Origin of the sequence: Pseudorhizobium tarimense (assembly GCF_022968135.1) — a bacterium.
In the GTDB taxonomy this organism is placed as follows: domain Bacteria; phylum Pseudomonadota; class Alphaproteobacteria; order Rhizobiales; family Rhizobiaceae; genus Neorhizobium; species Neorhizobium tarimense.
This window is the reverse complement of the sequence record NZ_JALJRA010000006.1, coordinates 30,931-56,405: the sequence shown is the minus strand read 5'-3', so window position 1 is coordinate 56,405 and position 25,475 is coordinate 30,931. Positions and strand designations below refer to the sequence as shown.

At 60.8% G+C, this 25,475-nt stretch carries 23 protein-coding genes; 7 read left to right on the top strand and 16 right to left on the bottom strand.

Features of this window, described 5'->3' with window-relative positions:
• The 5 genes from fabG to gabD are packed head-to-tail and all read left to right on the top strand — an operon-like array spanning nucleotide 1 to nucleotide 6,218.
• Nucleotides 1-810 (top strand): 3-oxoacyl-ACP reductase FabG, encoded by an 810-nt coding sequence (gene fabG, locus MUU54_RS08350; protein ID WP_247243581.1) that lies wholly within the window; start codon nucleotides 1-3, stop codon nucleotides 808-810.
• A 45-nt stretch (nucleotides 811-855) separates the two neighbouring features.
• Nucleotides 856-1,701: a shikimate dehydrogenase family protein gene (locus MUU54_RS08345; RefSeq protein ID WP_247243580.1), complete on the top strand. Its 846-nt coding sequence runs from the start codon at nucleotides 856-858 to the stop codon at nucleotides 1,699-1,701.
• Nucleotides 1,698-3,122, top strand: a complete 1,425-nt coding sequence (locus MUU54_RS08340; RefSeq protein WP_247243579.1) for an FAD-binding oxidoreductase — start codon at nucleotides 1,698-1,700, stop codon at nucleotides 3,120-3,122. Before MUU54_RS08345 ends, MUU54_RS08340 begins: the two co-directional genes overlap by 4 nt.
• A complete protein-coding gene (locus MUU54_RS08335) occupies nucleotides 3,122-4,729 on the top strand; it encodes a GMC family oxidoreductase (protein WP_247243578.1) in 1,608 nt (535 codons plus the stop codon). The genes MUU54_RS08340 and MUU54_RS08335 overlap by 1 nt, the downstream gene beginning before the upstream one ends.
• Nucleotides 4,730-4,763: 34 nt before the next feature.
• Nucleotides 4,764-6,218, top strand: coding sequence for an NADP-dependent succinate-semialdehyde dehydrogenase (gene gabD, locus MUU54_RS08330; RefSeq protein ID WP_247243577.1), 1,455 nt, complete (start codon nucleotides 4,764-4,766; stop codon nucleotides 6,216-6,218).
• A 41-nt stretch (nucleotides 6,219-6,259) separates the two neighbouring features.
• Here the strand turns inward: gabD and MUU54_RS08325 are convergent, their stop codons facing one another.
• Complete coding sequence (locus MUU54_RS08325) at nucleotides 6,260-6,535, bottom strand: hypothetical protein (protein ID WP_247243576.1); 276 nt, start codon at nucleotides 6,533-6,535, stop codon at nucleotides 6,260-6,262.
• 316 nt (nucleotides 6,536-6,851) lie between these two features.
• Between MUU54_RS08325 and MUU54_RS08320 the strand changes: the two genes are divergently transcribed.
• Nucleotides 6,852-7,244: a DUF1236 domain-containing protein gene (locus tag MUU54_RS08320; RefSeq protein ID WP_247243575.1), complete on the top strand. Its 393-nt coding sequence runs from the start codon at nucleotides 6,852-6,854 to the stop codon at nucleotides 7,242-7,244.
• Nucleotides 7,245-7,718: 474 nt separating this feature from the next.
• Here MUU54_RS08320 and MUU54_RS08315 read toward each other — a convergent pair whose 3' ends face one another.
• The 13 genes from MUU54_RS08315 to MUU54_RS08255 all read right to left on the bottom strand — a co-directional run bounded on the left by MUU54_RS08315 (nucleotide 7,719) and on the right by MUU54_RS08255 (nucleotide 22,170).
• Nucleotides 7,719-8,027 carry a DUF982 domain-containing protein gene (locus MUU54_RS08315; protein WP_247243574.1) on the bottom strand — a complete coding sequence of 103 codons (309 nt, stop codon included), beginning with the start codon at nucleotides 8,025-8,027 and terminating at the stop codon, nucleotides 7,719-7,721.
• Between the two features lie 577 nt (nucleotides 8,028-8,604).
• Entirely contained in the window at nucleotides 8,605-9,717 is a 1,113-nt protein-coding gene (locus MUU54_RS08310) for an NADH:flavin oxidoreductase/NADH oxidase (protein WP_247243573.1), read from the bottom strand.
• 36 nt (nucleotides 9,718-9,753) lie between these two features.
• Entirely contained in the window at nucleotides 9,754-10,740 is a 987-nt protein-coding gene (locus MUU54_RS08305) for an Ldh family oxidoreductase (protein ID WP_247243572.1), read from the bottom strand.
• 14 nt (nucleotides 10,741-10,754) lie between these two features.
• On the bottom strand, nucleotides 10,755-11,528 hold the full coding sequence (locus MUU54_RS08300; RefSeq protein ID WP_247243571.1) for a sulfite exporter TauE/SafE family protein: 774 nt from the start codon (nucleotides 11,526-11,528) through the stop codon (nucleotides 10,755-10,757).
• A 49-nt stretch (nucleotides 11,529-11,577) separates the two neighbouring features.
• Nucleotides 11,578-12,729 (bottom strand): M20 family metallopeptidase, encoded by a 1,152-nt coding sequence (locus tag MUU54_RS08295; protein ID WP_247243570.1) that lies wholly within the window; start codon nucleotides 12,727-12,729, stop codon nucleotides 11,578-11,580.
• A gap of 5 nt (nucleotides 12,730-12,734) precedes the next feature.
• The gene (locus MUU54_RS08290; RefSeq protein WP_247243569.1) at nucleotides 12,735-15,101 is read right to left on the bottom strand and encodes a penicillin acylase family protein; all 2,367 of its coding nucleotides are present in this window, start codon (nucleotides 15,099-15,101) and stop codon (nucleotides 12,735-12,737) included.
• Nucleotides 15,102-15,110: 9 nt separating this feature from the next.
• Nucleotides 15,111-16,091: an ABC transporter ATP-binding protein gene (locus tag MUU54_RS08285; RefSeq protein WP_247243568.1), complete on the bottom strand. Its 981-nt coding sequence runs from the start codon at nucleotides 16,089-16,091 to the stop codon at nucleotides 15,111-15,113.
• A complete protein-coding gene (locus MUU54_RS08280) occupies nucleotides 16,088-17,083 on the bottom strand; it encodes an ABC transporter ATP-binding protein (RefSeq protein ID WP_247243567.1) in 996 nt (331 codons plus the stop codon). Before MUU54_RS08280 ends, MUU54_RS08285 begins: the two co-directional genes overlap by 4 nt.
• 14 nt (nucleotides 17,084-17,097) lie before the next feature.
• Nucleotides 17,098-17,886, bottom strand: a complete 789-nt coding sequence (locus MUU54_RS08275; RefSeq protein ID WP_247243566.1) for an SDR family NAD(P)-dependent oxidoreductase — start codon at nucleotides 17,884-17,886, stop codon at nucleotides 17,098-17,100.
• An 8-nt stretch (nucleotides 17,887-17,894) separates the two neighbouring features.
• The gene (locus MUU54_RS08270) at nucleotides 17,895-18,758 is read right to left on the bottom strand and encodes an ABC transporter permease (protein WP_376742072.1); all 864 of its coding nucleotides are present in this window, start codon (nucleotides 18,756-18,758) and stop codon (nucleotides 17,895-17,897) included.
• A 10-nt stretch (nucleotides 18,759-18,768) separates the two neighbouring features.
• Nucleotides 18,769-19,689 carry an ABC transporter permease gene (locus MUU54_RS08265; RefSeq protein ID WP_247243564.1) on the bottom strand — a complete coding sequence of 307 codons (921 nt, stop codon included), beginning with the start codon at nucleotides 19,687-19,689 and terminating at the stop codon, nucleotides 18,769-18,771.
• 16 nt (nucleotides 19,690-19,705) lie between these two features.
• On the bottom strand, nucleotides 19,706-21,199 hold the full coding sequence (locus MUU54_RS08260) for an ABC transporter substrate-binding protein (protein ID WP_247243563.1): 1,494 nt from the start codon (nucleotides 21,197-21,199) through the stop codon (nucleotides 19,706-19,708).
• Nucleotides 21,200-21,237: 38 nt separating this feature from the next.
• Entirely contained in the window at nucleotides 21,238-22,170 is a 933-nt protein-coding gene (locus MUU54_RS08255) for a polysaccharide deacetylase family protein (protein WP_247243562.1), read from the bottom strand.
• Between the two features lie 104 nt (nucleotides 22,171-22,274).
• Here MUU54_RS08255 and MUU54_RS08250 point away from each other — a divergent pair, with 104 nt between their 5' ends.
• Nucleotides 22,275-23,054: an IclR family transcriptional regulator gene (locus tag MUU54_RS08250; protein ID WP_281433266.1), complete on the top strand. Its 780-nt coding sequence runs from the start codon at nucleotides 22,275-22,277 to the stop codon at nucleotides 23,052-23,054.
• A gap of 534 nt (nucleotides 23,055-23,588) precedes the next feature.
• Here MUU54_RS08250 and MUU54_RS08245 read toward each other — a convergent pair.
• The gene (locus tag MUU54_RS08245) at nucleotides 23,589-24,584 is read right to left on the bottom strand and encodes a Gfo/Idh/MocA family protein (protein ID WP_247243560.1); all 996 of its coding nucleotides are present in this window, start codon (nucleotides 24,582-24,584) and stop codon (nucleotides 23,589-23,591) included.
• Complete coding sequence (locus MUU54_RS08240; protein ID WP_247243559.1) at nucleotides 24,581-25,462, bottom strand: sugar phosphate isomerase/epimerase family protein; 882 nt, start codon at nucleotides 25,460-25,462, stop codon at nucleotides 24,581-24,583. Before MUU54_RS08240 ends, MUU54_RS08245 begins: the two co-directional genes overlap by 4 nt.
• Nucleotides 25,463-25,475 lie beyond the last annotated feature (13 nt).

The following is a 25,475-nucleotide window of genomic DNA, read 5'->3' as shown; positions in this document are numbered from 1 at the left end:
ATGTCTCATCGAGAAATCAATCCGGAAGAAATCACCTACAGACCAAGCCACGCAGGACGCCGCGTTCTGGTGACCGGCGCCGGGCGCGGCATCGGTCGGGCCATTGCGCAGCGCTTCGCAGCACGTGGCGCTATGGTCGGCGTTGCGGACATGAACGAAGCCGACATCAATGAAACGGTTCGGCTGATCGATGCTGACGGCAAGGGCGGCGCGATCCCCTTGGTGCTGGATGTCGTGGATTACCCGTCGGTCGAGAAATCGCTCGGAGATGCGGCAGGCCAGATCGGCGGCCCCTTCGACACTGTTGTGAACAATGCCGGAATCTCCCCGAAGCATGATGGCATTGCACACAAGATCTGGGAGATGGACCCAGCCGAGTGGAACCGTGTCGTCGCCGTCAATCTTACTGGCTGCTTCAATACTATCCGCGCCCTGTCTCCAAGCATGCGGGAGGCGAAGTCCGGTTGGATCGTCAACATGTCTTCGGTTGCAGGCAAGACATACTCGCCTATCGTTGCCTGCCACTATGCCGCAACGAAATCTGCGCTGATCGGCTTCACGAAGCATCTTGCTGCAGAACTCGGACCCTTTGGAGTTCGGGTAAATGCCATAGCGCCGGGCCGCATTGAAACACCTATGGTTCGCGCCGTCGCCGGCGAGGTCAACGAGGAACAGGTACGACTGACACCAATGGGGCGACTGGGCGCCCCCGAGGAAGTCGCCGATCTTGCCCTCTACCTTACCTCACCGGAAGCAAGCTTCGTCACTGGCCAGACCATCGACGTCGCCGGTGGTCTGTACATGACCTGAGGCACGCCAAGACGTGTCGCGCAAGGCAATGCATAGGAACCTCTCATGACCTCTCCGATCGCCGCGGAAGACAATGAGCTCTACCGGAGCTTCTTGCCGCCAGTCACCGGACGCACCCGCATCTACGGGATTCTCGCCGATCCCATCTATCACGTGAAGACGCCGGAAGTGATGAACGCCCTGCTGAAGTCGAAGGACGTGGATGCGGTGCTCGTACCATTCCATGTCAAACCGGATGGCTTGAAGGGGCTTGTTGATGGTCTGCGGCGCATGGAGAACTTCGGAGGCTTCATTGCGACGGTGCCGCACAAGACCGACATGCTCGCGCTGTGTGACGAGGTCACGGAAGCTGCGCACAACATCGGCGCCGTCAATTGCGTTCGCCGCGAGCCTGACGGTCGCATGGTCGGGGCCATGCTTGACGGTATCGGCTTTGTTGAAGCCTTGCGTGTTGGAGGCGCGGATCCGGCGGGGATGAGGGCCTATGTTGCGGGCGCGGGGGGAGCTTCCAGCGCTATCGCATTCGCGCTTGCCGAGGCGGGAGTGACCCAAATCACGATCGCCAATCGGACAATCGAACGTGCGGTGAGCCTTACCGAACGTCTTAAAGCTGCATATCCGTGCCTCACGGTCGCAACCAATGCTCAGCGGGTTGCGGACCATGACCTAGTCGTCAACGGGACATCGCTGGGAATGCGTTCCGGCGATGAGCCACCCTTAGATCTCTCGCAGCTTCATCGGGGTCAGCTCGTCGCGGATGCCATCATGGAACCCGCCATGACACCACTGCTTGAGGCGGCGAAGGCGAAAGGGTGCAGGATCTTTCCCGGCAAACCAATGCTGGAGTCCCAGATCGTGCTGATGGCGCAGCACATGGGTGCACTGGCATGACGAGCCGAACCGATCTTCTCTCGGCGCTCTCTGGCATCGTGGGCGAGCGATACGTCCTGACCACAGCAGAAGACACCGCACCTTATGCGACGGACTGGAAGCGAAGCACGACGGGGGTGCCAGCATGCGTGGTACGCCCTGCCTCAACAGCCGAGGTGGCCGCCATCGTCCGACTTTGCGGCGACTCTGGCATCAGCATCGTGCCGCAGGGCGGCAACACCGGCCTTGCCGCCGGGGCCATCCCGGACACCACTGGGGGCCAGGTCGTCCTTTCCCTGAACCGCATGCAGACGGTCCGCTCGCTCGATCCTATCGGCATGACCGTGGAAGTAGAAGCGGGTGCGATCCTCCAGACCGTTCGCGAGAAGGCGGCTTCCGTGGACCGGATGCTTCCCATCGCCATCGCAGCGGAAGGCTCCGCTACTGTCGGGGGCGTGATAGCCACGAACGCTGGCGGATTGAATGTTCTTCGCTATGGGATGACGCGCGATCTTACACTCGGGCTTGAGGTCGTTCTTGCTGATGGTAGTGTATCAAACGGCTTGCGCCATCTGCGCAAGGACAATGCCGGCTACGACTGGAAGCAGTGGTTCATCGGTTCCGAGGGCACTTTGGGCATCGTCACCGCTGCAGTTCTGCGGCTCGTGAGCGTTCCTCGTCACTCCGTCACAGCCCTCCTCAGCGTTAGCAGTCTTGAAGCCGCCATTTCGCTGTTCGGCCACGCCCAGCAGGAGATCGGAGAAGCGCTTTCAGCTTTCGAACTTATCTCTGCCAACTCTCTGGATCTCGTCAGCCGGCATGCGCATCTGAAGCCCCCTATCACCGCTGGTGACTGGTTCATTCTTCTTGAAGGAGCCTCCAGTCTTTCCGGACTGCGCGACGCGGCGGAAGGTCTACTGGAGAGCGGGTTTGAGAATGGCTGGATTATCGATGGCGTTGTTGCGGAATCGGAGGCGCAGGCTCGGCAGCTCTGGGCTCTGCGCGAGCACGTCACCGAAGCAGAAGCGCGGGACGGTCCTAGCCTGAAGCACGACATATCCGTATCACTCACGCACTTGCGCGAATTCCTGGATGATGCCGAGGCCGCTCTGGTAGATGCAGCTCCCGGAGCGGGGCTCAATATCTTCGGCCACTTGGGCGACGGCAATCTCCACTACAATGTCCTGTTCCGACCGGATCACGATCAAAAGGCAATCAACCGCATAGTACACGATGCCGTCATCAAGCACGGGGGCTCCATCTCTGCGGAACATGGATTGGGGCAATATCGGGTGGATGAATGGCTGCGGCTTGCCCCCGAAAGCGACCTGCGTCTCGCTTCCACATTAAAGACTGCGCTCGACCCAAGTGGCCTGCTCAATCCGGGCAAGATCCTTCCTTTTTCGCTCCTACACACCAAAGCGATCAGGGGGGTGAACTAATGCAGCAGGACCGCGAGTCATTCGACTACATCATCGTCGGCGGTGGCACGGCCGGGTGCGTTCTTGCAAACCGTCTGACGGCATCTGGGAAGTACACAGTCCTGCTGCTGGAAGCGGGCAAGGCCGCGCGAAGCCTCTGGGTCGAGATTCCCGCCGGCTTCAGTAAGCTGCTCACTAATCCGGACTTCAACTGGCGCTTTCAAACCGAGCCGGAGGAGGCCACCGGCAACAGGGTCATTTCTGTTCCCCGCGGCAAGGGGCTTGGTGGCTCCACATTGATTAATGGCATGATCTATGTACGGGGGCAGCCGCAGGACTATGACGGTTGGGCCCAACAGGGCTGCCGGGGGTGGAGCTTCGAGCACGTGCTCCCCTATTTCCGTAAACTCGAAGACTATGATGGCCCCGCCTCTTCAATGCGTGCGCGAGGCGGTCCGCTTCCAGTCACCGAGGTCAAGGAACGCCCGCTGATTGCCGAAGCGTTCATCTCTGCGGCGGAAAGCGTGGGCTATGAACGCAGTGCCGACTATAATGGAGATCGTCAGGATGGCTTCGGCTACTATCAGGTGAACCAACGACGTGGCCGTCGGGTGAGCGCGGCTGCTGCCTATCTTCAGCCAGCCTTGAGCAGACCCAACCTTGAGGTCAGAACCAATGCGCACGTAACGCGTATTCTTCTGGAGAACGGCCGTGCGACAGGCGTCGAACTGCGCCTGGCCAGCAGTTCCGGCGAGGTCCGCGCTCGACGCGAAGTCATCCTGACCGCAGGTGCTGCCCAGACGCCGCAGTTGTTGGAGCTATCCGGCATAGGCGACCCACGGGTATTGCAGCCGCTGGGGGTCGAAGTGCGACACTCCCTGCCAGGCGTAGGTGCAAACTATATCGACCACTTCTGCACGCGAATGAATTGGCGCGTGAAGCTGCCGGTCACCCTCAACGAGCAAACGCGCGGCCTAAAGCTCGGCCTCGCAGTTACACGCTACTTCGCGACGCGGAGTGGCATCCTGACGCTCGGTACCGGGCTCGTCCATGGCTTCGTCCGGACCCGACCGGGCCTGGATGGGCCCGACGTCCAGTACTTCTTCATGCACGCGAGTTACGCCAATGCAGCAGAGCGTAAGCTTGATCGGCTGCCTGGAATGACCATCGGCGTCACTCAGCTTCGGCCGGAGTCGCGGGGAACCATACATTCCAAATCTCCCGACCCCTTTGCGCCACCAGCCATACGACCTAATTTTCTAGCAACTGAGGAGGACCGTCGAGCTATCGTCGCCGGAATGAAGATCGCTCGAAGTATCGTCGAGGAGGCTCCCTTGGACGCTTTCCGAGACAGGGAGATGAGCCCCGGCCCTGCTTGCAAGACCGATGAGGACTGGCTCGATTTCGCCCGACGCGACGGCCAGACGATCTATCATATCTGCGGAACCTGCCGGATGGGGGTGGACGAAGGTGCCGTTACCGATCCTGCGCTCAAGGTTCGTGGCATCGAAGGACTTCGCATTGCCGACGCCTCGATCATGCCCACCATGGTGTCGGGGAACACGCAGGCCGCTGTCTTCATGATTGCGGAAAAGGCAGCGGACCTGATCCTCGAAGAGGCTCGCTAACATTACGATGTACAAGACAACAGGATTGGAAGCGATGAAGCTCAAGGATCGATCTCTCTTCCGTGAAGCGGCTCTGGTTGGTGGTGACTGGGTACAGGCAAGCGCGGACAACCACATCGCGGTCGACAATCCGGCGACCGGTGAGATCATCGGGCACGTGCCGAATCTTGGCGCAGCCGAAACGCGCGCAGCAATTGAGTCCGCGCGTATTGCACAAAAAGGTTGGGCCGCACGCACTGCGAAGGATCGCGCTATCGTCCTGCGCAAGTGGTTCGAATTGATGATGGAGAACAAGGAGGACCTTGGAAAGATCCTGACGCTCGAACAGGGCAAACCACTTGCCGAGGCCATGGGAGAGATAGCCTATGGCGCAAGCTTCATCGAGTGGTTCGCAGAAGAAGGTCGCCGTATTAATGGGGATGTCATTCCCGGCCACCAGCCGGACAAGCGGATCATGGTCATGAAGCAGCCCATTGGGGTGGTTGCCGCGATCACCCCATGGAACTTCCCGAATGCCATGATCACTCGCAAAGCTGGGCCGGCGTTTGCGGCTGGTTGTGCCATGGTTTTGAAACCAGCGTCGCAGACACCGTTTTCGGCCATCGCCATTGCAATTCTGGCCGAGCGGGCTGGGCTTCCTGGCGGACTATTCAGCGTTGTCACCGGCTCGGCACGAGAAATCGGTGGCGAGATGACAGCGAACCCGACTGTCCGGAAGCTTACCTTCACGGGTTCTACGGAAGTCGGTGCGGGACTCTACAGGCAATCGGCGCCGACTATCAAGAAGCTCGGTCTTGAGCTTGGCGGCAATGCCCCCTTTATCGTCTTCGACGATGCGGACCTGGATGCGGCAGTTGAGGGGGCGATCATCGCCAAGTTCCGCAACAACGGACAGACATGCGTCTGCGCAAACCGCATCTACGTGCAGGAGCGCGTCTACGATGCCTTTGCCGAGAAATTGGCCGGTGCTGTCGACAAGCTTGTAACAGGCAACGGCTTTGACGAGGGCGTGATTCTCGGGCCATTGATCGACCGGGCAGCGCTGGAAAAGGTAGAAGAGCACGTAGCTGACGCCTTGGGCAAGGGAGCCAAGACCATCACCGGAGGCAAGCGCCTTTCGATGGGCAACACATTCTATGAACCTACCGTGCTCGCCGATGTCACAGCCGAAATGACGGTCGCTCGGGAGGAAACCTTCGGGCCGGTCGCGCCGCTGTTCCGCTTCAAGGACGAAGCAGACGTCATTCGACAAGCCAATGATACAGAGTTTGGCCTGGCCTCCTACTTCTATGCGAAGGATATGGCGCGCGTCTTCCGGGTCGCGGAAGCTCTCGAATATGGCATGGTAGGCGTCAACACCGGCCTGATCTCAACTGCCGAAGCTCCTTTCGGAGGCGTCAAACTCTCCGGCCTCGGCCGCGAAGGCTCACGCTACGGGATCGACGAATTCCTCGAGCTGAAGTACGTCTGCCTTGGCGGTGTGGCATGAGGAACACCACCACCCGCCATCATACCGAGCTTCTCCACATCCTAGGCCGCCGGGTAGCTGCCGCTGCTTGAACGTAGCAACGACCGCTGTGCAAGAAGCGCCTGAAGTGTGGAGGAGCGAAATAATTGCCGGTTCATCCCGCCTGTAGGCCAGCATTTCAGGCTGCGCCAAGGCTGTTCGTCGCAGAACTCAGAGCTTAGCTTGAACACGTGGTGGTGGATGCCGTCGAACATGGCGAGCAAGCGTTTTGTCACGTCGCTGCTTGCATAACGGACCGGCGACTTTAATGCTTCGGCCAGCCAAAGAACAACGGCCACTGTGGGCACAGGCGGCGATCTACGCGATCAAAGCCCTGCTTATGTTCGTGACCGGGCTTGGGCTGACACTGGCGGCGGTGACAGCCCTGCTGGCGAACCAGGCGGCACTACATGACAGGTTTTGTCACCCAATTGGCTATTTCGCGCAGCTGAGGGTGCAGTATCGGCAATGGTGCGGTAGGCCGCGGCCCACCGGTATTCCCCGTCTTTCTCAACCTTCAGACTTTGGTCTGACCGGCTATCGACCTTGGTCCAGTGGCGGAACGGGCTTGAGCCCCTGACGTTCAATGGTCAGCCAAACCAAAAGGAGATGGCCATGAAGACGATTATTATTGCAGCGGCATCAGTCGCGATGTTCGCTACCGGTGCTATGGCCCAAGAAGGGACGGCGAGCGGCATGGCCGGCGGCGCTGCCACTGGCGCAATTGTGGGTGGGCCGGTCGGCGCAGCCGTCGGCGGCGTTGCCGGAGCAGTGATTGGCTCTGCTATCGATCCGCCGCCGGAACAGGTCGTGACTTATGTTCGCGAGCAGCCCGTGCCGGCGCAGCCCGTCATGGTCCAGCAGGAGGTGGTTGTGGGCCAGCCCCTGCCGCAGACAGTCGTACTGACGCCTGTTCCTGAGGCTCCGCAATACGCCTACACATACGTCAATGAACGCCGCGTGATCGTAAACCCGCAGGACTACACTGTAGTGCAGGTTCTGGATTGACCTAGCAACGGCGAGGTCCACTGCATCAATTTGTCAATTGTCAAGTTGCGAGCAGGATCCCCACCTACGACATGTCGTGAGCGCACTCCTCCTCCCAGTGCTTGCGACAAAGATTGGCGGCATCCCCTCCTCCCAGTCGCCGATCACTATCAAGCCCGGTGCATCCTTCCGCACCGGGCTTCTTCATTTTTGATGGGAGGCGGCACCTTCGCGCCGCCTCTATCCCGCGGGATGTACCACCGGAAGGGTCCTCCCAGCCCTCCCACAGCAACGATACCCGCTGCAGTAGTATGAGCAACCGATGATGAAAGTTGCGGTTAATTAACGGAGGGGGGCGCACTCGCCGGATAAAAATGCACGACTCCCCGCCACGTCCGAATCGGACGCGAAAACGAGGATAAGGTGCATGTTCGGCGGCATTAGTGCGAGATTTTGCACGTGTTCGAGATTAGCAAAAGCTGCCGGCATCCTGACCTATGCTATAGCCAGATCAGCTAGAGCAGCTGATGTAGAGTCGTATCGCAACGGGCCAGCCGCAACCATTGGCATCCCCGCTTCGAAGCATGCCGCGATAAATGCCTCCCGAGCGACTTCATCGGGAACAAGCCGTCTTAGTGCCGCACGACATTTCCGCACCGCACGTTGGTAGCGCTCACCGCGTCGAAGCGGCCATTCATTCTCAAGAAAATCCAAGGCGTCGTGAACAGAGAGAAACGTTCTCTCCAGTCCGCACTGCAAGCGGACGTTGACGGGCGCTCTCCAGGGTAACTCCATGTCTATCATAGGCGAACCTCCTCTCATGATGTCGACGAAAAGAAGCGGCTTTCGATATTGGTGGCTGTCCTGAACCGTTCAAGATGTAGAAGTCTCCGTTGAGACGCGAATGCGGCTTCAGGAAGGTCGAGATTTCCTCCTAGGGGAAGAAGCCACGCTTGGCCGCCGATTTCGATCGAGGACCTGATCCGCTACAGGGCTATCACCAGCGATGCCTCTCAGCCCGCGGTTGCTGCCTAGACGACGTTCCCTCCGCTCGGGGCGTGGTCCGGCATTCGCACCATGCTCGAGATGGGCAACAAGGCCACCCGGCCGCTGCGCGGCTTGTCATCCCTGATCTATGGCTGATAGCTGGCGGCGAAGGCTGCGCAGGCATGGCTGCACCAGAAACCATGCCCCTACCACGGAGGACCTGCTCCAGGCCATCGCGGAGATGGCCGGCGCGATCGCCTGGATCGCGCGCAAGCTTTGAGGCGCCGATTGAGGTTGTTTGAAAGACGACATTCATCCTGATCCTGTCACGTTACGCGCGGCCTCGCACCTATTTGATGTAGGCGCGCGTGACGCAGCAAATTGGTTGAGCGAGTTACTGACCGGTCGAAATCTCAGTCCTGAACAATCCGGAGTGTTGTGCCGGCAGGCCGCGCCAGTAGGAGGGAGGCGCGTCGATGGTCGCTCCCAGCGCGGCAGCGGCGCGCCAAGGCCAGCGGGGATCGAAAAGAATGCTGCGTCCCAGCGCGACGAAGTCCGCCTTGCCTTCACCGATGATGGCGTCCGCCTGCTCCGCATTCGTGATCATCCCGACGGCGAAGGTGGGAATGCCTGCTTCCTTCTTTACCGCCTCGGCGAAGGGCACCTGATAGCCGGGGCCGATCGCGATCTTTTGTTGCGGCACGAGACCACCGGAAGAGACGTCGATGAAATCGACACCTCTGGAAGCGAGTTCCTTCGCAAAGCAGATGGTCTGCGAAAGATCCCAACCGCCGTCCATCCAGTCCGTGGCAGAGACCCGGACACCCACCGGTCGATCCGCGGGGAAGACCGCCCTCACCGCCTCGAACACCTCCAGTGGGAAGCGCATCCGGCTCTGTAGCGACCCTCCGTAGGCATCCTCGCGGCGGTTAGAGAGCGGTGACAGGAACTCATGAAGAAGATAGCCGTGCGCCGCGTGGAGTTCGATCCCGTCAAACCCCAGGCGATCCGCTCGCCGGGCTGCTTCGACGAAGGCGTCGCGGATCCTCACCAGACCGGAAGCGTCCAGCGCTGTCGGCGCGCGATCACCTTCCTTGAACGGAACGGCGGAGGGTGCAAAGGTCTCCCAACCTCCCTTGTCCAAGGCTATCAACTGACCACCTGCCCAAGGCACATGACTGGATGCCTTGCGACCGGCATGACCAAGCTGGATGAAGATCGCGCATCGGTCGACCACCCGCATCGCCTCGAGCGCGGTCTTAAGCGCTGCCTCGGTGGCATCGTTATAGAGGCCGAGATCGCAAGGGGTGATGCGGCCAGCAGCTTCAACCGCGGTCGCTTCGATGATGACCGTCCCGGCGCCCGAGAGCGCGAGATTGCCCAGGTGCACCGTGTGCCAATGGTTGGCTATGCCGTCCTGCGCGCGATACTGGCACATCGGCGACACCACGATGCGGTTCTTGAGCGTCGAACCTTTCAGTTTCACCGGCGAAAACAAGCTCGTCATCGTAGCCTCTCCTTTGATGTTGGGCGGGCAGCGAGATCAGGCGCCCAGAAGTTGAATGATGTCCTCATCGAGTTCCAAGCCGTCTGTCAACGCCAGGCGTCTTTGCGTTGCGCCCCGCTTTCCGGGCAGCCGAGCATCTGGCTCCCGGCCGATCATCTCGGCCAGCATCGAGAGACGAGGCAGCATGTCACCGCCGCCGGACGCCTTCGGTTCGATGACGATGAGTGTCTGTCCGAGCGCTGGCGGCGAACCCTTGTCGTCGAGCAGGGATGAGGCTTCATAAGCGTATTGGGCACCTGTTATGCCAGCTGCAAGGATCTCGACCATCAGCGCCAGAGCCGCTCCCTTTGCGTCTCCGAACGGCAGCATCGTGCCCTCGACGGCCCTCGCCGCATCGGTCGTCGGTTGACCGTCAATGTCGAGCGCCCAATCGGGCGGAATGGACGTGCCCTTCTGCTTCGCGGCGACGATCTTGCCGCGGGCGACCCTAGAGAGCGCGAGGTCGACAACAACAGGATCGGTGCCGGACAAGGGTGCCGCAAAGGCGATCGGATTGGTGCCGAACAGCGCTGTCCGGCCACCCCAGGGAGCCATGGCGGCGGGCGTGTTGGCGAACATGAGTGCCACAAGTCCCTCTTCCGCAAAGCGCTCAACCGTCAGCCCCATAACGCCGGCGTGATGGGAGCGATGGATCGCCGCAAGTGCAATGCCGTTTTGAGTGGCCAAGGGCGCCAGTTCTGCCACGGCGATATCAAGTGCCGGGTAGGCAAAGCCGAAGCCGGCATCGATGCGCAGCACGGCCGCGGCCGTCTTCGTGATGGACGGGACGGCGAAGCCATCGATTTTTCCGGCAAGCGCTTGTGCGGCGTAGGCAGGAACACGACGCAACCCGTGACCGCTCTGGGCGGCGGCCTCCGCGGCGACCAGAGCCCTGGCCGTGGACCTGGCATTCGCTTCTGCCACCCTGCTTCGGGTGAGGATCGCAACGACCATTTCCTCCGCTTCGGAGATACTAAGACGCATGTGGCACCTATTTCTCAGGATCGTATCAGCTCCAACGCAGCCGGAAGCGCGGGAAGGGCCAGCGAGGCTCCCGAGGCGCACAGGAGGATGAAGACGATGAATCGCAGATATTTTGCCGAGATCGGCGGCGGCAGGCGACGCGCCAGCTGAGTGCCTGCCATCACCGGAACGGCAGCGAACAAGGCAGGCCAGTAATGGGGATCAGGGAACGTGCCGTCCGCCATGACGACACCCAGCCTGACGAGCGCGTTGACGCCGAAGATCGCCACCAAGGTTTCGCGGATCGCCACGAGCGACAATGGCTGGCGGTAGAAATGATAAACGAGCGGCGGGCCACTGGTGGAGAACAACCCGCTCATCAGTCCGGAGATAACGCCGAAGCCAACAAAGGAGCGATCGCTGGCCTGCCGCTCCTCGCGCCTTGGCGGCATGACGAGTTGCAGAGAAGAGACGATGATGATCCCGCCGAGGAGGATACGCAGGAACACGACGCCGTTTGCAGCCAGATGCTCGATCAGCAGATAGCCGATCACCAGCGACGGAAGGCTGCTCAGGAGAACGAGCATGAGTGGCTTTTTCAGCACCTCGCTCCAGCCCTTGGAGATCATGATCGAGGCGTTCACCAGAGTGAGCACGCTGGTCACCACGGCGGCGTCTTGCAGCGGCATGATGGACGTCAGCCCTACTGCCCCCATCAGAATCAGGCCGAAGGCAAAGCCGGTCAACGTCTGGACGTAGGCAGCAAGGCCCGCCAGCGCCATGAAGGCCAGAGCCTGATAGATGCTCACGCTCCATGCCCCCGAGTAAACACTGATCGAGGGGTCTCTTGACGTCGGCTCATGCCCTGCTGTCCAGCGACGCAATAAGGTTGGCCAGGAGAGCGGTCCGCGGCGCCATACTGCTGATCAGGATATGTTCCTCCAAGGTATGTGCTCCGGCACCGTCGGCACCCAAGCCATCGAGGGTTGGCACGCCAAGCGCCGCCGTGAAATTGCCATCCGACCCGCCGCCGGTCGTCATTCCTTCCAGGAGGATGCCGAGGTCGCCCGCAATCTTGGCCGCGTGGTCGAAGAGCCGGCGACCCTCGTCGCTCTGGGCGAAGGGAGGACGGTTGAGGTCTCCTGTAATCTCGAAGATTATGTCCGGATCGACTGGCGCCATCGCTCTGACCTTCTCCATTACCTCGTCGGCCGTGCCTTTGTCGGGCAGGCGCAAGTCGAGCTGAATGCGGCATTCCGCCGGGATGGTATTGCGCCCGGTACCGCCGTGAATGGTGCCGGTGGTAACGGTGACACCGCGCGCCGGATCATTTAACGCCTCAAGCTCCAGCACGAGGCGCGCAGCCGCGCGGATAGCCGAGCGCCCGTCAAGCGGGCGAACACCCGCATGCGATGCCCGGCCGCGAACGACGACGTCGAACATCCCGACGCCCTTGCGGGCGGTAACAATCTTGCCGCCGTCCCTTGCCGGCTCGACCACAAGCGCAAAGGCGGCGTTCTTTGCAAAATCCTCGATCATCGGGCGCGAGCTCTTCGAGCCGACCTCCTCGTCCGGAACTACGAGCAGGTCGATCGGGAGGTTGTGTCCCATCTTCGCCACGAGCTTCATGGCCTCGAGCGCCATCAGTACGCCGGCCTTCATGTCGTAGATGCCGGGACCATAGAGCCGGTCGCCTTCCTGGCGGAGCGGCAGCTTGCCGTTGATTGTCCCGATGGCATGCACTGTATCAATGTGCGCGAGGATGAGGACACTCTTGGCGTTGTATCCTTCGAGTCGTGGCGTCCGCACTGCGACGATATCGCCGAACCCGAGGGTGCCAGCCCTGCGCTCGATCACGAAGCCTGCTTCACGTCCTATTGCTTCCAGACGGTCCGCCAGCTGATTGACCGCTGCGGCATCTCCACTTGGAGTCTCCATCTCCACCCAAACCCGAAGTTCATCGAGAAGACGATCGACGTCGATGTTCGCAGCCGTGATCGGAAGCGTCATGGTGCTCACTCCCTTGTTTCGGCCGGCAGGACCCGGATCAGGTGTGCGGTTTCCGCCTCCAGCCTTGTCCGGCTGTAGAGCAGCGGCACGTATTCGCCACGCGACCATGGTTCGGCGAGGTCGGAATAGAAGGGCGAACGAGGATCGCCCGACTGACCAGGCGTATTGACGCAGACGCTGTTGTCCCAGTTGCCGACGTCCATAACCAACCTTACGGAGGCCCCGGCGTTGACCCCGAAATCGCCGGGGCGATAGGCGGCATGCATGGGCGTGGAGCGGCTCCCGCCGACGGGCAGAGGACCGACGTCCCATACGCTCTCTGCAGCCGGCTTCACCCGACTTGCTGCGTGCTCGAAGAGCGCCCGATGAAGATCTCCCCACCGCCACGCTGATGGATTTGGGCCGAGTCGGGCCGCGCAGTCCTGCCAGCCCTTGGCCAGAGTGGAAAGGACCAGCGCGTCCCGCTCTTCAATGCTCCAGAAGTGTTCGGGCGTCTGGATCAAGGAAATCAGTCGGTCAAAATCGCCGGGAAGCAGCAACTGCCGCACCGTCTCGTCTGGCGCGAAGCGCGCCAGGAGAGCGGGCCGCAGGTGTTTCATCCACCACACCTCGAACAGTGCGGCTGGGGCGCTGCCGGCGTCGAGCTGGAAGTCCCAGCAATCGAACAGAGCAAGTCCGGCAAGCCGATCTGCATCTGCCGGCAAGGACGAAGCCGCCTCACGCAGGACCGAGACAATGACCTCTGCGGGACGGGAGTAGACGTCTGTCTGAAGAGCCATTGAAGCCGTCAGCGTATGGCTTCGGTCGGCGGCGAGGACTGACTTGATCCGTTTCGCCCGACTGCCTTCCGCCCATTCGTGACCGATAGACGGCGCTGCCGAATCGCGATCGGCGGGCAGATTCATCTCGTTCGCGGATGCCACGTAGCCCTCAACCGGATTGAAGGAACGCGGAAGCTCCGCGGGTGCCAAAAAGCCATCCCACTCGTGGCTACCGTCACCCGGCACCGGCAGAAGACCCTGCCAGTTGCGGCGTACCGGCGTGAAGCCGGCGGTGAACCAGCCAATATTGCCGCCGATGTCGGCGCTGACATGATTGACGGAAGGCGTACCCCAATGATCGAGGCTGGCTGCAAATGCTTCGGTCGAGGGACTGCGCATGTAGGAGAGGCTGCCAAGATAGGCAGCTGAACCGGGAAAATGCCAGACCGTGCGAATGGCCACCGCACGATGGCGTTCCGTATCCTCGTACAGGACCGGCCCGTGGCGGGTAAAGGAAAGCGTCAGCACCTGCTCTTCATAGCCACGCACGGCGAAGGTTTGCGTGACCCGCTCGATCTTTTCCCAGCCGTCCCCATAGCGGTAGAAATCCGGCTCGCCTTCCTTCGTCTCATAGACGTAGATGTCTTCCTGATCCGCGCCGAAAATAGTCAGACCGAAGGCGGTCCGGCCGTTGTGGCCGATTGAGACGCCGGGCGCACTCGGTTCACCTGCCCCGATGACGTTAAGCCCCGGGGCGTCAAGGTGGACGAGGTACCGGAGCGAGGGAACGGCATGAGCACGATGAGGGTCGCTGGCCAGGATTGGGCGGCCACTCTCGGTGCGGGACCCGTGGACCGCCCAGTTGTTGGAGCCTTCCTCGGCGCTACGCTGCACGACCTCGCCGAGATCTGTTACCTCCGACCACGTCCAGGCATCGGACAGGCTCGCGGACAACCGGTCCTTCTCGAAGGTCACCGGCGCCGTTGCAAGCTTGAAGAGCCGTGCAGCCTCCAGCGGTATATCGGCAAAGGAAAGACCGTCGGCGAGCCGTGGCTCCACTGGAGGGTCGAGCTCAAAGCGAAGAAGATCGGTTGCGGCGTCCGAAAGCGACATCACGTTTGCGCGCAGGATCTCGGAGACCCCATTGCGGGTCAGCGCGTGAGAGCGAATGCGTACAACGTCTTCCGGTTGCCAATGGGCAGGTCTGGTACCGAACACTCCGAACTCGGGTGGCATCCGCTCCGGCTCCCGCTCGCAAAGAGCGATGTAAGCATTCACGCCGGCGGCAAAGGCGGTGCAGATCGCCTGCGTGTCGTTTGCATAAGCGAGCCATTCTACGTTCATATCGCCGCGATAGAGAAAGTGTTGAGCAGCATGATCCTGGGCGAGATAGCCAGGGCCGAAGTCGGCCGCCAATAAGCCGAGACCGCGCTTGCGCCAGAGATCGAGCTGCCAGAGTCGGTCACGTGCTGCGTTGAAACCTTGCAGGAGAAAAAGATCGCCATCGCTCGCAGCGCGTATGTGTGGGATTCCCCACCGGTCGACGCGGATTTCGGCTTCCCGCTGTAGCCCAGACAGCGCAATGGTTTCTTCGGTGGCGCGAGCGCTCATGGCATTCCTTCAGGCGTGGTGGCAGGCGACCCGCGCGCCGTCCGGACGGGGAGTCAGTTCGGGGCGGACTTTCGAGCAGATCTCGGTCGCCAGCGGGCAACGTGTATGGAAGGCGCAGCCGGAGGGGATGTTGGCAGGGCTCGGCAGCTCGCCCTGCAGGATGAAGCGTTGCTTGCTCCGCTGAGCGACAGGGTCTGCCTCAGGCACAGCCGACATCAGCGCACGGGTGTAGGGATGCTTCGGATTTGCGAAGAAGGTATCCCGATCGGCGATCTCAACGAAGCGTCCGAGATACATCACCACCACCCGATCGCAAATGTGTCTCACAACACTCAGGTCATGGGAGACGAAGAGGTAGGAGACCCCCATCCGTTGCTGAAGCGCGACCAGCAGATTGAGGATCTGCGCCCGCACTGACACGTCGAGAGCCGACACAGGCTCATCGCAGATCAGGAGATCCGGTTCGAGCGCCAGGGCCCTCGCAATCACCACGCGCTGACGCTGGCCGCCTGAAAACTGATGAGGATAGCGATCTGCATGCTCGGGCCTAAGACCGACCTGCGTCAAGAGCTCCGCCACGCGCTCCTTCAGCGCCTCTCCACGCGCGATGGCGCGCACGATCAGCGGTTCGCCAATGGTAGCGCCAATGGTCGAGCGGGGATCGAGCGAAAGGGCCGGATCTTGGAAGATCATCTGGACCTTGCGGCGAATGTCGTTAAGCTTTCGGCGGTTGGCTCCCACGACCTCCTCGCCGCTGATCTTCACGCTGCCCGACACAGGCGCCTGCAAACCCACGATGGTGTTCGAAAGTGTTGACTTGCCGCAGCCGGACTCGCCGACCAGCGCGACGGTTTCAGCCTTGCGGATCTCAAGGTCGACGCCGTTGACCGCCTTGACGACCACGCCGGAGGACCGGAGAAGCCCGGCACGACCACCGAAATGGACCGCGACATCCTTCAGCTCGAGAACATTCTGCAGGTCTTCGGTCATGCGGCCACCTCGCCGATTTCATCCATGCGGTCGATATGCCAGCAGGCGGAGCGGTGGCCGCCGCCGCAATCGAACAATGGAGGCTGTTCTACCCGGCATCTCTCGGTTGCCAGCGGACAGCGATCTGCAAAGCGGCAGCCAGCGCCAAACTCGTTGGGAGTCGGTACCCTCCCCTCGATCGTTGCAAGGTCGGCCTTGGGCGCATCACTCAGCTTGGGAACGCTCGCGAGCAGGAGGGCCGTGTACGGGTGCCGAGGCTTCTCGAAGAGTGCTTGGACGGGCGCGATCTCGGTAATGCGACCGGCATACATGACCGCGACATCGTCCGCGATGTCGGCAACCACGCCCATATCGTGCGTGATGATGACGATCGAGGTGCCACGTTCGGCAACGAGCTTCTTCATCAGGTCGAGGATCTGTGCCTGGATGGTCACGTCCAGCGCCGTGGTCGGTTCATCGGCAACCAGCACGCGCGGACTGCAGATCAGCGCGATAGAGATCATGATACGCTGGCACATGCCGCCCGACAGCTCGAACGGATACTGGTGGAGCCTTCGGTCTGGATCGGGGATCCCGACATCTGCAAGCATCTGGCGGGCTTTGGCGTAGGCCTCGGTGCGCGGGACGTTGTGGTGCGTCCGATAGGCGGCGGCAATCTGGGCACCGACCGTTGTCAGCGGATCCAGGGAAGCGCTCGGTTCTTGGAAGATGATCGATATGTCCTTGCCCCGGGCCCTGCGAAGCTCACGTTCCGACAATGCAGTAAGGTCGCGACCGCCAAGTCGAACGCTTCCACCGGAGCGCCGCGCTGCCGGCGGCAACAGGCCGAGCATCGCGTAAGACGTCAGTGACTTGCCGCAGCCGGATTCGCCCACCAGCCCCATGACCCTGCCTGGTGCAACCGTGAATGAAATTCTGTCGACGACATCGGCTCCGGCGATCTCGATCGTCAGGTCCTCCACGGAAAGCAGTGGGCTCAGGTCCATCTCCATCCGAAGCCCCACGCTTAGCCTGCCCGAGCCGGCGAGGTCGGTTGGGGCCGCTTGTAATTGCCAATCGAGTTGCCTCCGTCAACGCTCAGGACGGCGCCAGTGATGAAGGCGGCCTGGTCGGAGCACAGATAGGCGATAGCACCCGGCGCATCCTCCGGACCGCTGGCCCGGCCGAGCGGGATGTTCTTCAACATGTTCTCGACATAATCGTCGCTGAGCGAGGAAACTTCACTGCCCGGCGCAAAGCCAGGCTCGACCACGTTGACCCGGATACCGTAGTGCGCAAGTTCCATGGCGAAGCCTTTAGAGAGGCGTTCGATTGCTGTCTTGGAGGTGCAGTATGGCACCGAGTTCTGGTTCATCTTGCGCGCGGCGCCGGACGAGATATTCACCACCGACCCCTTTTTTCGTTCGGCGATCATCAGCTTCGCCATCTCGCGCGTCAGCACGAAAGGAGCCCGAAGGTTCACTCCGAAGACGCGATCCCAATCGCTGAACTCCATCTCCAGCAGACTAAAGCGGGTGTAGATGCCCGCGTTATTGACGAGAATGTCCGGTGCCTTCCACGTGCGACGCACCAGTTCGACAAGATCGAGCATGGACGCGTCGCTTGTCAGTTCGGTGGCGTGCAGCAGTGTCGTGGCCGGATCGAGGCCGATATCAGCCGCAACATTTTCCAGTGCATCCATCCGAATGTCGCTGAGGCACAGTCGGGCGCCACGCTTGGCGAAATAGGCGGCGGTCCAGGCGCCGAAGATACCGGCAGCACCCGTGATGACCATTGTCTTGTCTTGGAATTCCATGTGGTACCTCAGCGGGAACGGGAGCGCGGGTCGAGCTGGTCGCGCAGCCAGTCACCGAGCACATTAACGGAAAAGACGAGGAGGAAGAGGCAAACGCCGGGAACGGCGACGATCCACCACGCACGTTCCAGATACTGGCGACCGACGCTCATGATCGAGCCCCAGCTGGCAGACGGTGGCTGGATCCCGAGTCCAAGGAAGGAAAGACCGGATTCCATCAGGATCATCAGGCCGAATTCCGCCGTGGCCACGATAAGAATCGGACCGGCGATATTGGGTAGGACATGGTGAAAGAGGATCCTGACCGCGCCTGCGCCGGCAAGCTCCGATGCTTTGATGAACGGCAGATTGGCGACCTGCAGCGTCTGCGCATAGGCGACGCGGGTATAGCGAGGCCATCTGGTCAGCCCGAGAACAAGCACGAGCTTCAGGAAGCCTGGACCGAGCACGGCAACCGTGAGCACCGCCAGCAGGATGGCCGGGATGGACATCATGATGTCGACTAGGCGCATGATGATCGTTTCCGTCCAGCCGCGGAACCAGCCGGCAAGCATCCCGAGCGACACACCTACCAAGGTCGACACGATGACCGACAGGACTGCGACTCCCAGAGAAACCCTGGCGCCGTACAGCGTTCGGGAAAGAACGTCGCGGCCGAGGTCATCGGTTCCGAGCCAGTAGGTGATGCCCCGATAAGAAAAGCCTGGCGCCTTCAGACGCGCCAACAGTGTCTGATTGTTTGGATCGGCAGGAGCGACAAGCGGCGCAAACACTGCCAGGAGGACGATCGCTGCCAGAAGAATGGATACGACGACCACCGACAGGGGAACGCGACGAAGGTGTTGGCGAACGGCATGGACGCTTACAATCACGGACATTTCCTCACCGGACCAAGCGGATGCGCGGATCGACGGCCACGTAGACGAGGTCCGCCAGCACGCTGGTCATCACATAGACGAATGAAATCAGCAGCACGATCACCTGGACCACCAGGAAGTCCCGCGACTGGATCGACTGAATGGCGAGCTGTCCAATGCCCGGCCAAGCGAAAACGGTCTCAATAATGACGGCACCGGCAAGGAGGTTTCCAATCTCAAGCGCCGCAATGGTGATCACCGGAATGGAGGCGTTCCTCAGCACGTGACGAAAGACCGTCTGCCTGAGCGACAGCCCCCGAGCAATACCAGCCCGAACGTAATCCTTCCCAAGCTCATCGATGATGGCGATCCGCGTCATGCGGGCAAAGGTGGACATCGAAAGCGCGCCCAGCGCAATCGACGGCATGATCATCGCGCGGAGCTCTCCCGCCCCTGAAGTTGGCAGCCAGCGCAGGGTGACGCCGAAGATGAAGATCAGAAGGATGGCCGACAGGAATGTCGGCACGCTCTGCCCCGTCACCACGACGGCTGCGAGAATGCGTTCGATGGCGCTGCCGCGCATGGTAGCCATGATGATGCCGGCGGGGATTCCGACACCGATGGCAACGACGAGAGCACCGGCTGCAAGCTGGATCGTGTAGGGCAGTCGGGACGCAACGATATCCAAGGCCGGCACGCGCTGGACGACAGAGTCCCCAAAGTCCAGTTGCGTCAAGCCGTAGAGATAATCGAGATACTGGACCCAGATCGGTCTGTCGAAGCCGAGCTGATGGCGCAGCTCGGCGATCATTTCGGCCGAGGCATCCTGGGGGACCAGCAGAAGCGTCGGGTCCCCCGAGAGGTGCATGACGACGAAGACGATCGTGAGCACACCGAAGATTGCGACTATTGCCTGGACCAACCTCTGGACGGTGTAGTTCAACACGATCGCGCCCTCGCCCTTACTGCTGCCAGCTCATGTCCATGACAAACATGGCTTCATTGGCAGACGGTTCCCACTGCAGGTTCTTTGCCGCGCCATAGAGCGCAAAGACCTGGTAAAGGCCAAGACCTGGGACGTCCTCGCGGAGGATCTCATACGCCTGTGCGTAAAGGCTCTTGCGCTTTTCCTCGTCGAGAATGGTGCGCGCTTCATCCACCAGAGCGTCGTACTTCTCGTTCTTGTATTTCGCCCAGATGCTGCCGCTGCGGAACAGCGGAAAGATGATGCCGTCAGCATCCTGGCAGGCGCAAGACCAGGCGCCGAACGCCATCCCGCCCGCGTTTTCCGCACCGCCCTGCCGACGCTTCAGGAAGGTGGCCTGATCGCTGGAGGAGATGGTTACGTTCAGGCCGACCTCGTTGACCATCTGCTGAATGGCTTCGACCAGTGCACGGGGATAGGATGGCGAGGTCAGAAACTCGACGGTTGCTCCTTCCGCTCCTGCCTCCTTGATCAGATCAGCGGCTTTTTCCGGATCATAGGGATAACCTTCAACAGCATCCGTGTAGCCGAAGATGGGTTCTGCTCCAACGATATTGACGGGCTTTCCGTAACCTTCCAGCAGCGCATCCACGAGGCCCTGTTTGTCGATTGCGTAGGCAATTGCCTGGCGTACCCGCACATCCTTCGTCGGGCCGGCTTCCGCATTCAAGTAGAGATAGCCCACGCGCTCCGTTTCACCCGTCAGGAGCTTGGTGTTGCTGTCGCTCTCAATGGTGGAAGCCTGGTCCGGAGGCACGTCGCGGATCAGATCCGCCTTGCCGGTCTTCAGATCGGCGATGCGGGTTGAAACATCCGGCACCGCTCGAAAGACCACTTTCTCGAAAGGCGGCTGGCCGCGCCAGTAACTGTCATAGGCTTCCAGTTCCGTCTGGATACCCTTCTTCCATTCGACCATCTTGTAGGGCCCGCTTCCGAGCGGGTTCAGGTTGAATTCCTGGTCGCCGACCTTTTCCACATAGGCCTTGGGCACGATCGAGAGCTTTACAAGCTGGGCAAGCAGCGCAGGGTACGGGGATTTCGTTGTTACCTTCACTGTCGTCGGATCGACGACCTCAGCAGCCTGGATCTGGTCGAACTGGGATAGTTGCGGGCTCTTCAGCGCCGGGTCGATGATGCGGTTGATCGAGAAGGCGACATCTTCCGCCGTCAGCTTCGAGCCGTCCTGGAAAGTCACGTCATCGCGAATCTTGAAGGTGATGGTCGTGTCGTTGTCATAGGTCCACTCGGTCGCGATCTGGGGGACAATCTTCCCTGAAGCGTCGCGCGTCAGGAGGTTGTCGAAGATGTTGCGGTAGACGGTATAGCTGTCAGTGTTCCACTGCAGATGCGGATCGAGCGTTGCCACGTCGTTCGGCAGGTCGATCGTCAGCACCTCCTTGGTTTGCGCCATGGCCGTTGAGGTCATCAGGGCCAAAGCGACCGCTGCTATGGATGCTAGTCCTAGTTTCATGTCTTCACCCTCTCTTTATCCATCGTTTGTTACACCAGTCACCTAGCGGCTGCGGATGCGACGAGGCCGCATTCATCAGCACAATAGCTCGCTAGTTCCGCGTGGGTGCAGAACCAGACGTTACCCTTCGACTGGGCGAGCCGAATGATTTCCTCCAGAATAAAGATGCGGGAGCGATGCCCGACATGGTGGGGGTGCAGGGTCACCTGAAAAAGCCCGCCCTCCTTCCATGCAACCTCCAGCTCGCGCTGCAGGATGTCACAGACCATGACAGGGCCGCCATAGGGGCGCGCGCCGGTCATGCGGTCCATGGCCACGTAAGGCGCGTCATCGCGGATCCACTCGACGGGAATTTCCACCATTCCCGTCGGCTCGCCATCTTCGAGAAGCTCATAAGGCTCGTCGTCGGCCATCAGCGACGAATCGTAGAGCAGACCCATCTCGCGGGCAATCGCCAGCGTGTAGGGGCTGAAATCCCAGGAAGCCGTTCGCATGCCGACCGGTCGGGTGCCGGAAAGCTTTTCGAGCATGTCTGCCGCCCTGAACGCCAGATCACGCTCGGTCTCGTGGTCCAGGCGCGAATTGAACTCGTGAATCCAGCTGTGCATGCCAAGCTCATGGCCACCGGCAATGACGGCCTTGACCTCGTCGGGATTTATCATCGCGGAGACAGCAGGCATGAAGAAGGACGCAGGCACGCCGTACTTTTCCAGAAGCGACAATATCCTGGGCGTGCCGCATCGCGCGCCATACTGGCCCTGGCTCAGCCTGCTGATGGAAACGCCGCCATTCCTCAACTCGAATGTTTCGTGGTCGCTGTCAAAGGAGATGGCGACTGCCATCCGCGCGCCATTCTGCCATGAGGTCGGCTTCAATGACCGCCCGGCTCTTGCCTTCTGGATCTTCTGACGCCAAATGTCTTCCGCCCACATCCAGGGTTGGTGTTGATCGTGCTCTTGCGTCGCGCTCATCCGTAACCTTCGATTTTGGGCCCACCGCGAGCTGCGTTTCACCCCTGCCTTGGAAGTGTTACAAGCCCAAGAATTGGTCATCAACCGAGTGTTTGTTCACGTACATGAACTATGAAGTGAAAAGCGCGGGGCGCATTCTCGACCTTCTCGACTATCTTTCGCGACGGCGCGAGCCGGTAGGGTTGTCGCAGATCATCCGCGAACTGAGCTTGCCGAAGTCGAGTGCCCACGGACTTTTGCAGACACTGGCCGCGCGTGGCCACCTGATGCAGGACGCCAACGGCCGCTATGTCCTGGTAGAAACAAGCCATGGCTTCCCCTTTCGGCAGCATGAAGAGCCATTGGTGGTGACCGCCCGCCCATTCATGGAGCGCTTGCGCGACCGGTCTGGCGAGACCGTGCTCCTGTCCACGATGAACGCCCATTGCGAGGTTCGGCGGCTGGCGAAATGCGTGAGCAACGAGCCGATCCGCTATGATGTGAACATGGACGCCGCTATCGCGCCGTACTGCACAGCAACCGGCCGCCTGCTGCTTGCCCACGCCCATCCGGACGTGCGCGAAGATTACCTCTCCCGTGTGCAACTGCTTACCTACACGCGCTATACCGTCACGGATCTACAGCAGTTGCGCAGGCTGCTGGAAAAAATTCGAGCAGACGGGTATGCAGTAAACGACCAAGAATTCGTCACTGGATCCACCGGCGTTGCTGCGCCAATTCGGGACCGCGAGGGAACCGTCATCGCTGCCCTCAACCTCGGAACATTGACGTCGCGGTTCCTGGATAAGCGAGAACTGCTGATCCTGATGGTCCGCAGCTTCGCCCACGATATCAGCCGTGCCTTGGGATATCGGATAACGAGAGATGAGGACCGCGACGAATAGGGCAAGCACTGGCCCTGCCCCACGTTGAGACTTACGCCATGTAGCGCCCCTCAAGGACAAGCGGGCTACCCCGCATAAGGGACGCGGCATCGGAGCGAAGCACAAGAAACACCGTTAGCGTTTTCTGGGACCGTTGGGCCGATGCCGCGGCTGCTGCAACGCTGGACAAGGCGGTCGAGAGTTGGCGCCGGCAACGCTCTTAAGACGATCCGAGTTGCAGCTATCGCTGCACTTAGTTTCGTACGTTCTAAAAAATCGCCAGCACGCATTGCTTGCTGAGGTTCACCGAGAGCCGGCAATTCGAATAGTCGGTGCAAGCCGTTAAGAGACGGCTGGCAATTCTTTACGTTCCAGGCTCTCGACTTCGGCAGCTTCTGCCAACGGTAACGAGGACAGCAATTGGCAAGAATGGTGAACAAAGCGGACGTAGTGCAACTGTTGGCACTTTCTGCGTCACCTCCCATATCGGGGCACGCCTAGCCACTATACCCCGATGGGCGGAGCGTCTGTAGTGCCTCGAATGCACCCAGAGCTCTACAACGCCAGTTCGACTCGTAGGGACTCAAGACCCTCCATTGCAACGACACCGTCCTTTATCGTCGGTGCCTGCGTTTCATCGCCCATCAGCGCCGGGATGACGTCCGACAGCAGCGAGTGATAACCCTTGGGGTCCTCGTTGGCCGCCGCTGTGAAATTCGGTTTCCACATCAGCGTGTCTGCAGCGTCGTCGAGCGTGGCAGCGGGATCATCCACTTTGAACCGCGAATCGCGGTTCCAGCGGACCTCGACAACGTTGTCGACCTCGATACGCTGGTGGTCGCCCATGATTTCGATGCGCTCCACCGGCGCGCCGCGCGATTGGGCAGTGCCCATGGCGATGGTACCGATGGCACCACATTCAAAGTCGAAGTTCACATGGAAGAGCACCTTGCCCCTGCCCTTCTCGACCTTGCGGGCCGTCAGCTTGGTAACCGGCGACACGAGGAACGAGACAAGGTCCATGTAGTGCACGCAGTGATGCAGGAAGAAGCCGGTATAGTCGACATTGCCCGCGAAATATCCGGGTGCAGTCATGTAGTAGCCAGTAAGACCGTAAATTTCTCCGAAACGGCCCGAGCGCAGGATATTGGCCGCGATCTTGTTTCCGGCTGAGTAGCGCTTCATGAAGCCGAGAAGCAGCGGCTTGCCGGTTTTTTCCGAGGCGGCAAGCAGTTCGCGCGCACCTGCGGCGCTTCCGGATGGCGGCTTCTCCATGAACACGGGAAGCCCCCGCTCCAGAGCCATCTTGCCGAACTGGAGATGCTGGTCCGGGCCAACTGCCATGCCGACAGCGTCAATATCGCAACGGCGTATGAGCTCCTCCGCGTCGCTCGTCAGGCTCGACACGCCGAACTGCCGTCCCGCAGATGCCAGACGTTGGCCGTCAATGTCGCAAAGCGCAGCAATCTGGACATCGTGGCGAACGAGTTGCGGAAGCAGCATTTGGGTAGCGTGGACGCCGCAGCCGATCCAACCGATCTTGAGTGTCATCGACGATATTCCGTGAGCAGGATGTGGGACTTGATGAATTGGGCACTGGCAGCGAGACGCTCGTTCTCGTCCTCATGTGGCGCCCGCCACTGAGCGAAGGGAACGCCGAAGCGATCGTCGTCGCGCCGGAAGGGTTCGAGCGATATTGGGCCGCCATACCCGATCTCATGGAGCGCCCGGAAGACATCGACCCAGTCCGTTGCGCCGGTACCGGGAAAACCGCGATGGTTCTCATTAGCCTGGAAGTGCACGACGCGCTTTCCACCCAGACGGATCGCCTCGGCAATGGAGGCTTCTTCCATGTGCATGTGGAACGTGTCGAGCATGAGTTGAACGGCTGGGTGATCCACCGCATCGAGCAGCTCGATCGCCTGCTGTGTCGTGCAGAGCACGTCGCTCTCGAAGCGGTTGAGCGGCTCGACCGCCAGTACCACGCCGAGACTGGCCGCATAATCGCCTGCTTCCTTTAGACCGGCGACACAGCGGGTCTTTCGTGCATGCCGTTCCTGCTCACTGACGGGCTGGGGCGGCCGTCCGGCAAAGACAAGGGGGTTGCCGGTGAGCGGACCACCGACGACCGTAGCGCCGAGAGCCGCAGCACAGTCAGCCGCATATTTGAGGTAATCAATCCCGGCACGATGGGCGGCCGGATCATCCGCCGAGAGGTTACGCTGCAGGTTGACGCGAGCGGCGAGTACAACGCCGAGCTCGGCGGCCTCAAGCGCGTGGCGGGCCTCCTTCAGATCAAGCTCGCCCGGCTCCGGTACGAGTAGCTCAACGAAATTGTAGCCGAGGCTGCGCATCTCGGAAAAGAGCGGGAAATGCTCTGCCGTGAATGGCCGCGCATATTGCATGGAGATCAACCCGACAGGGTTCATTGTCTTTCCTCTT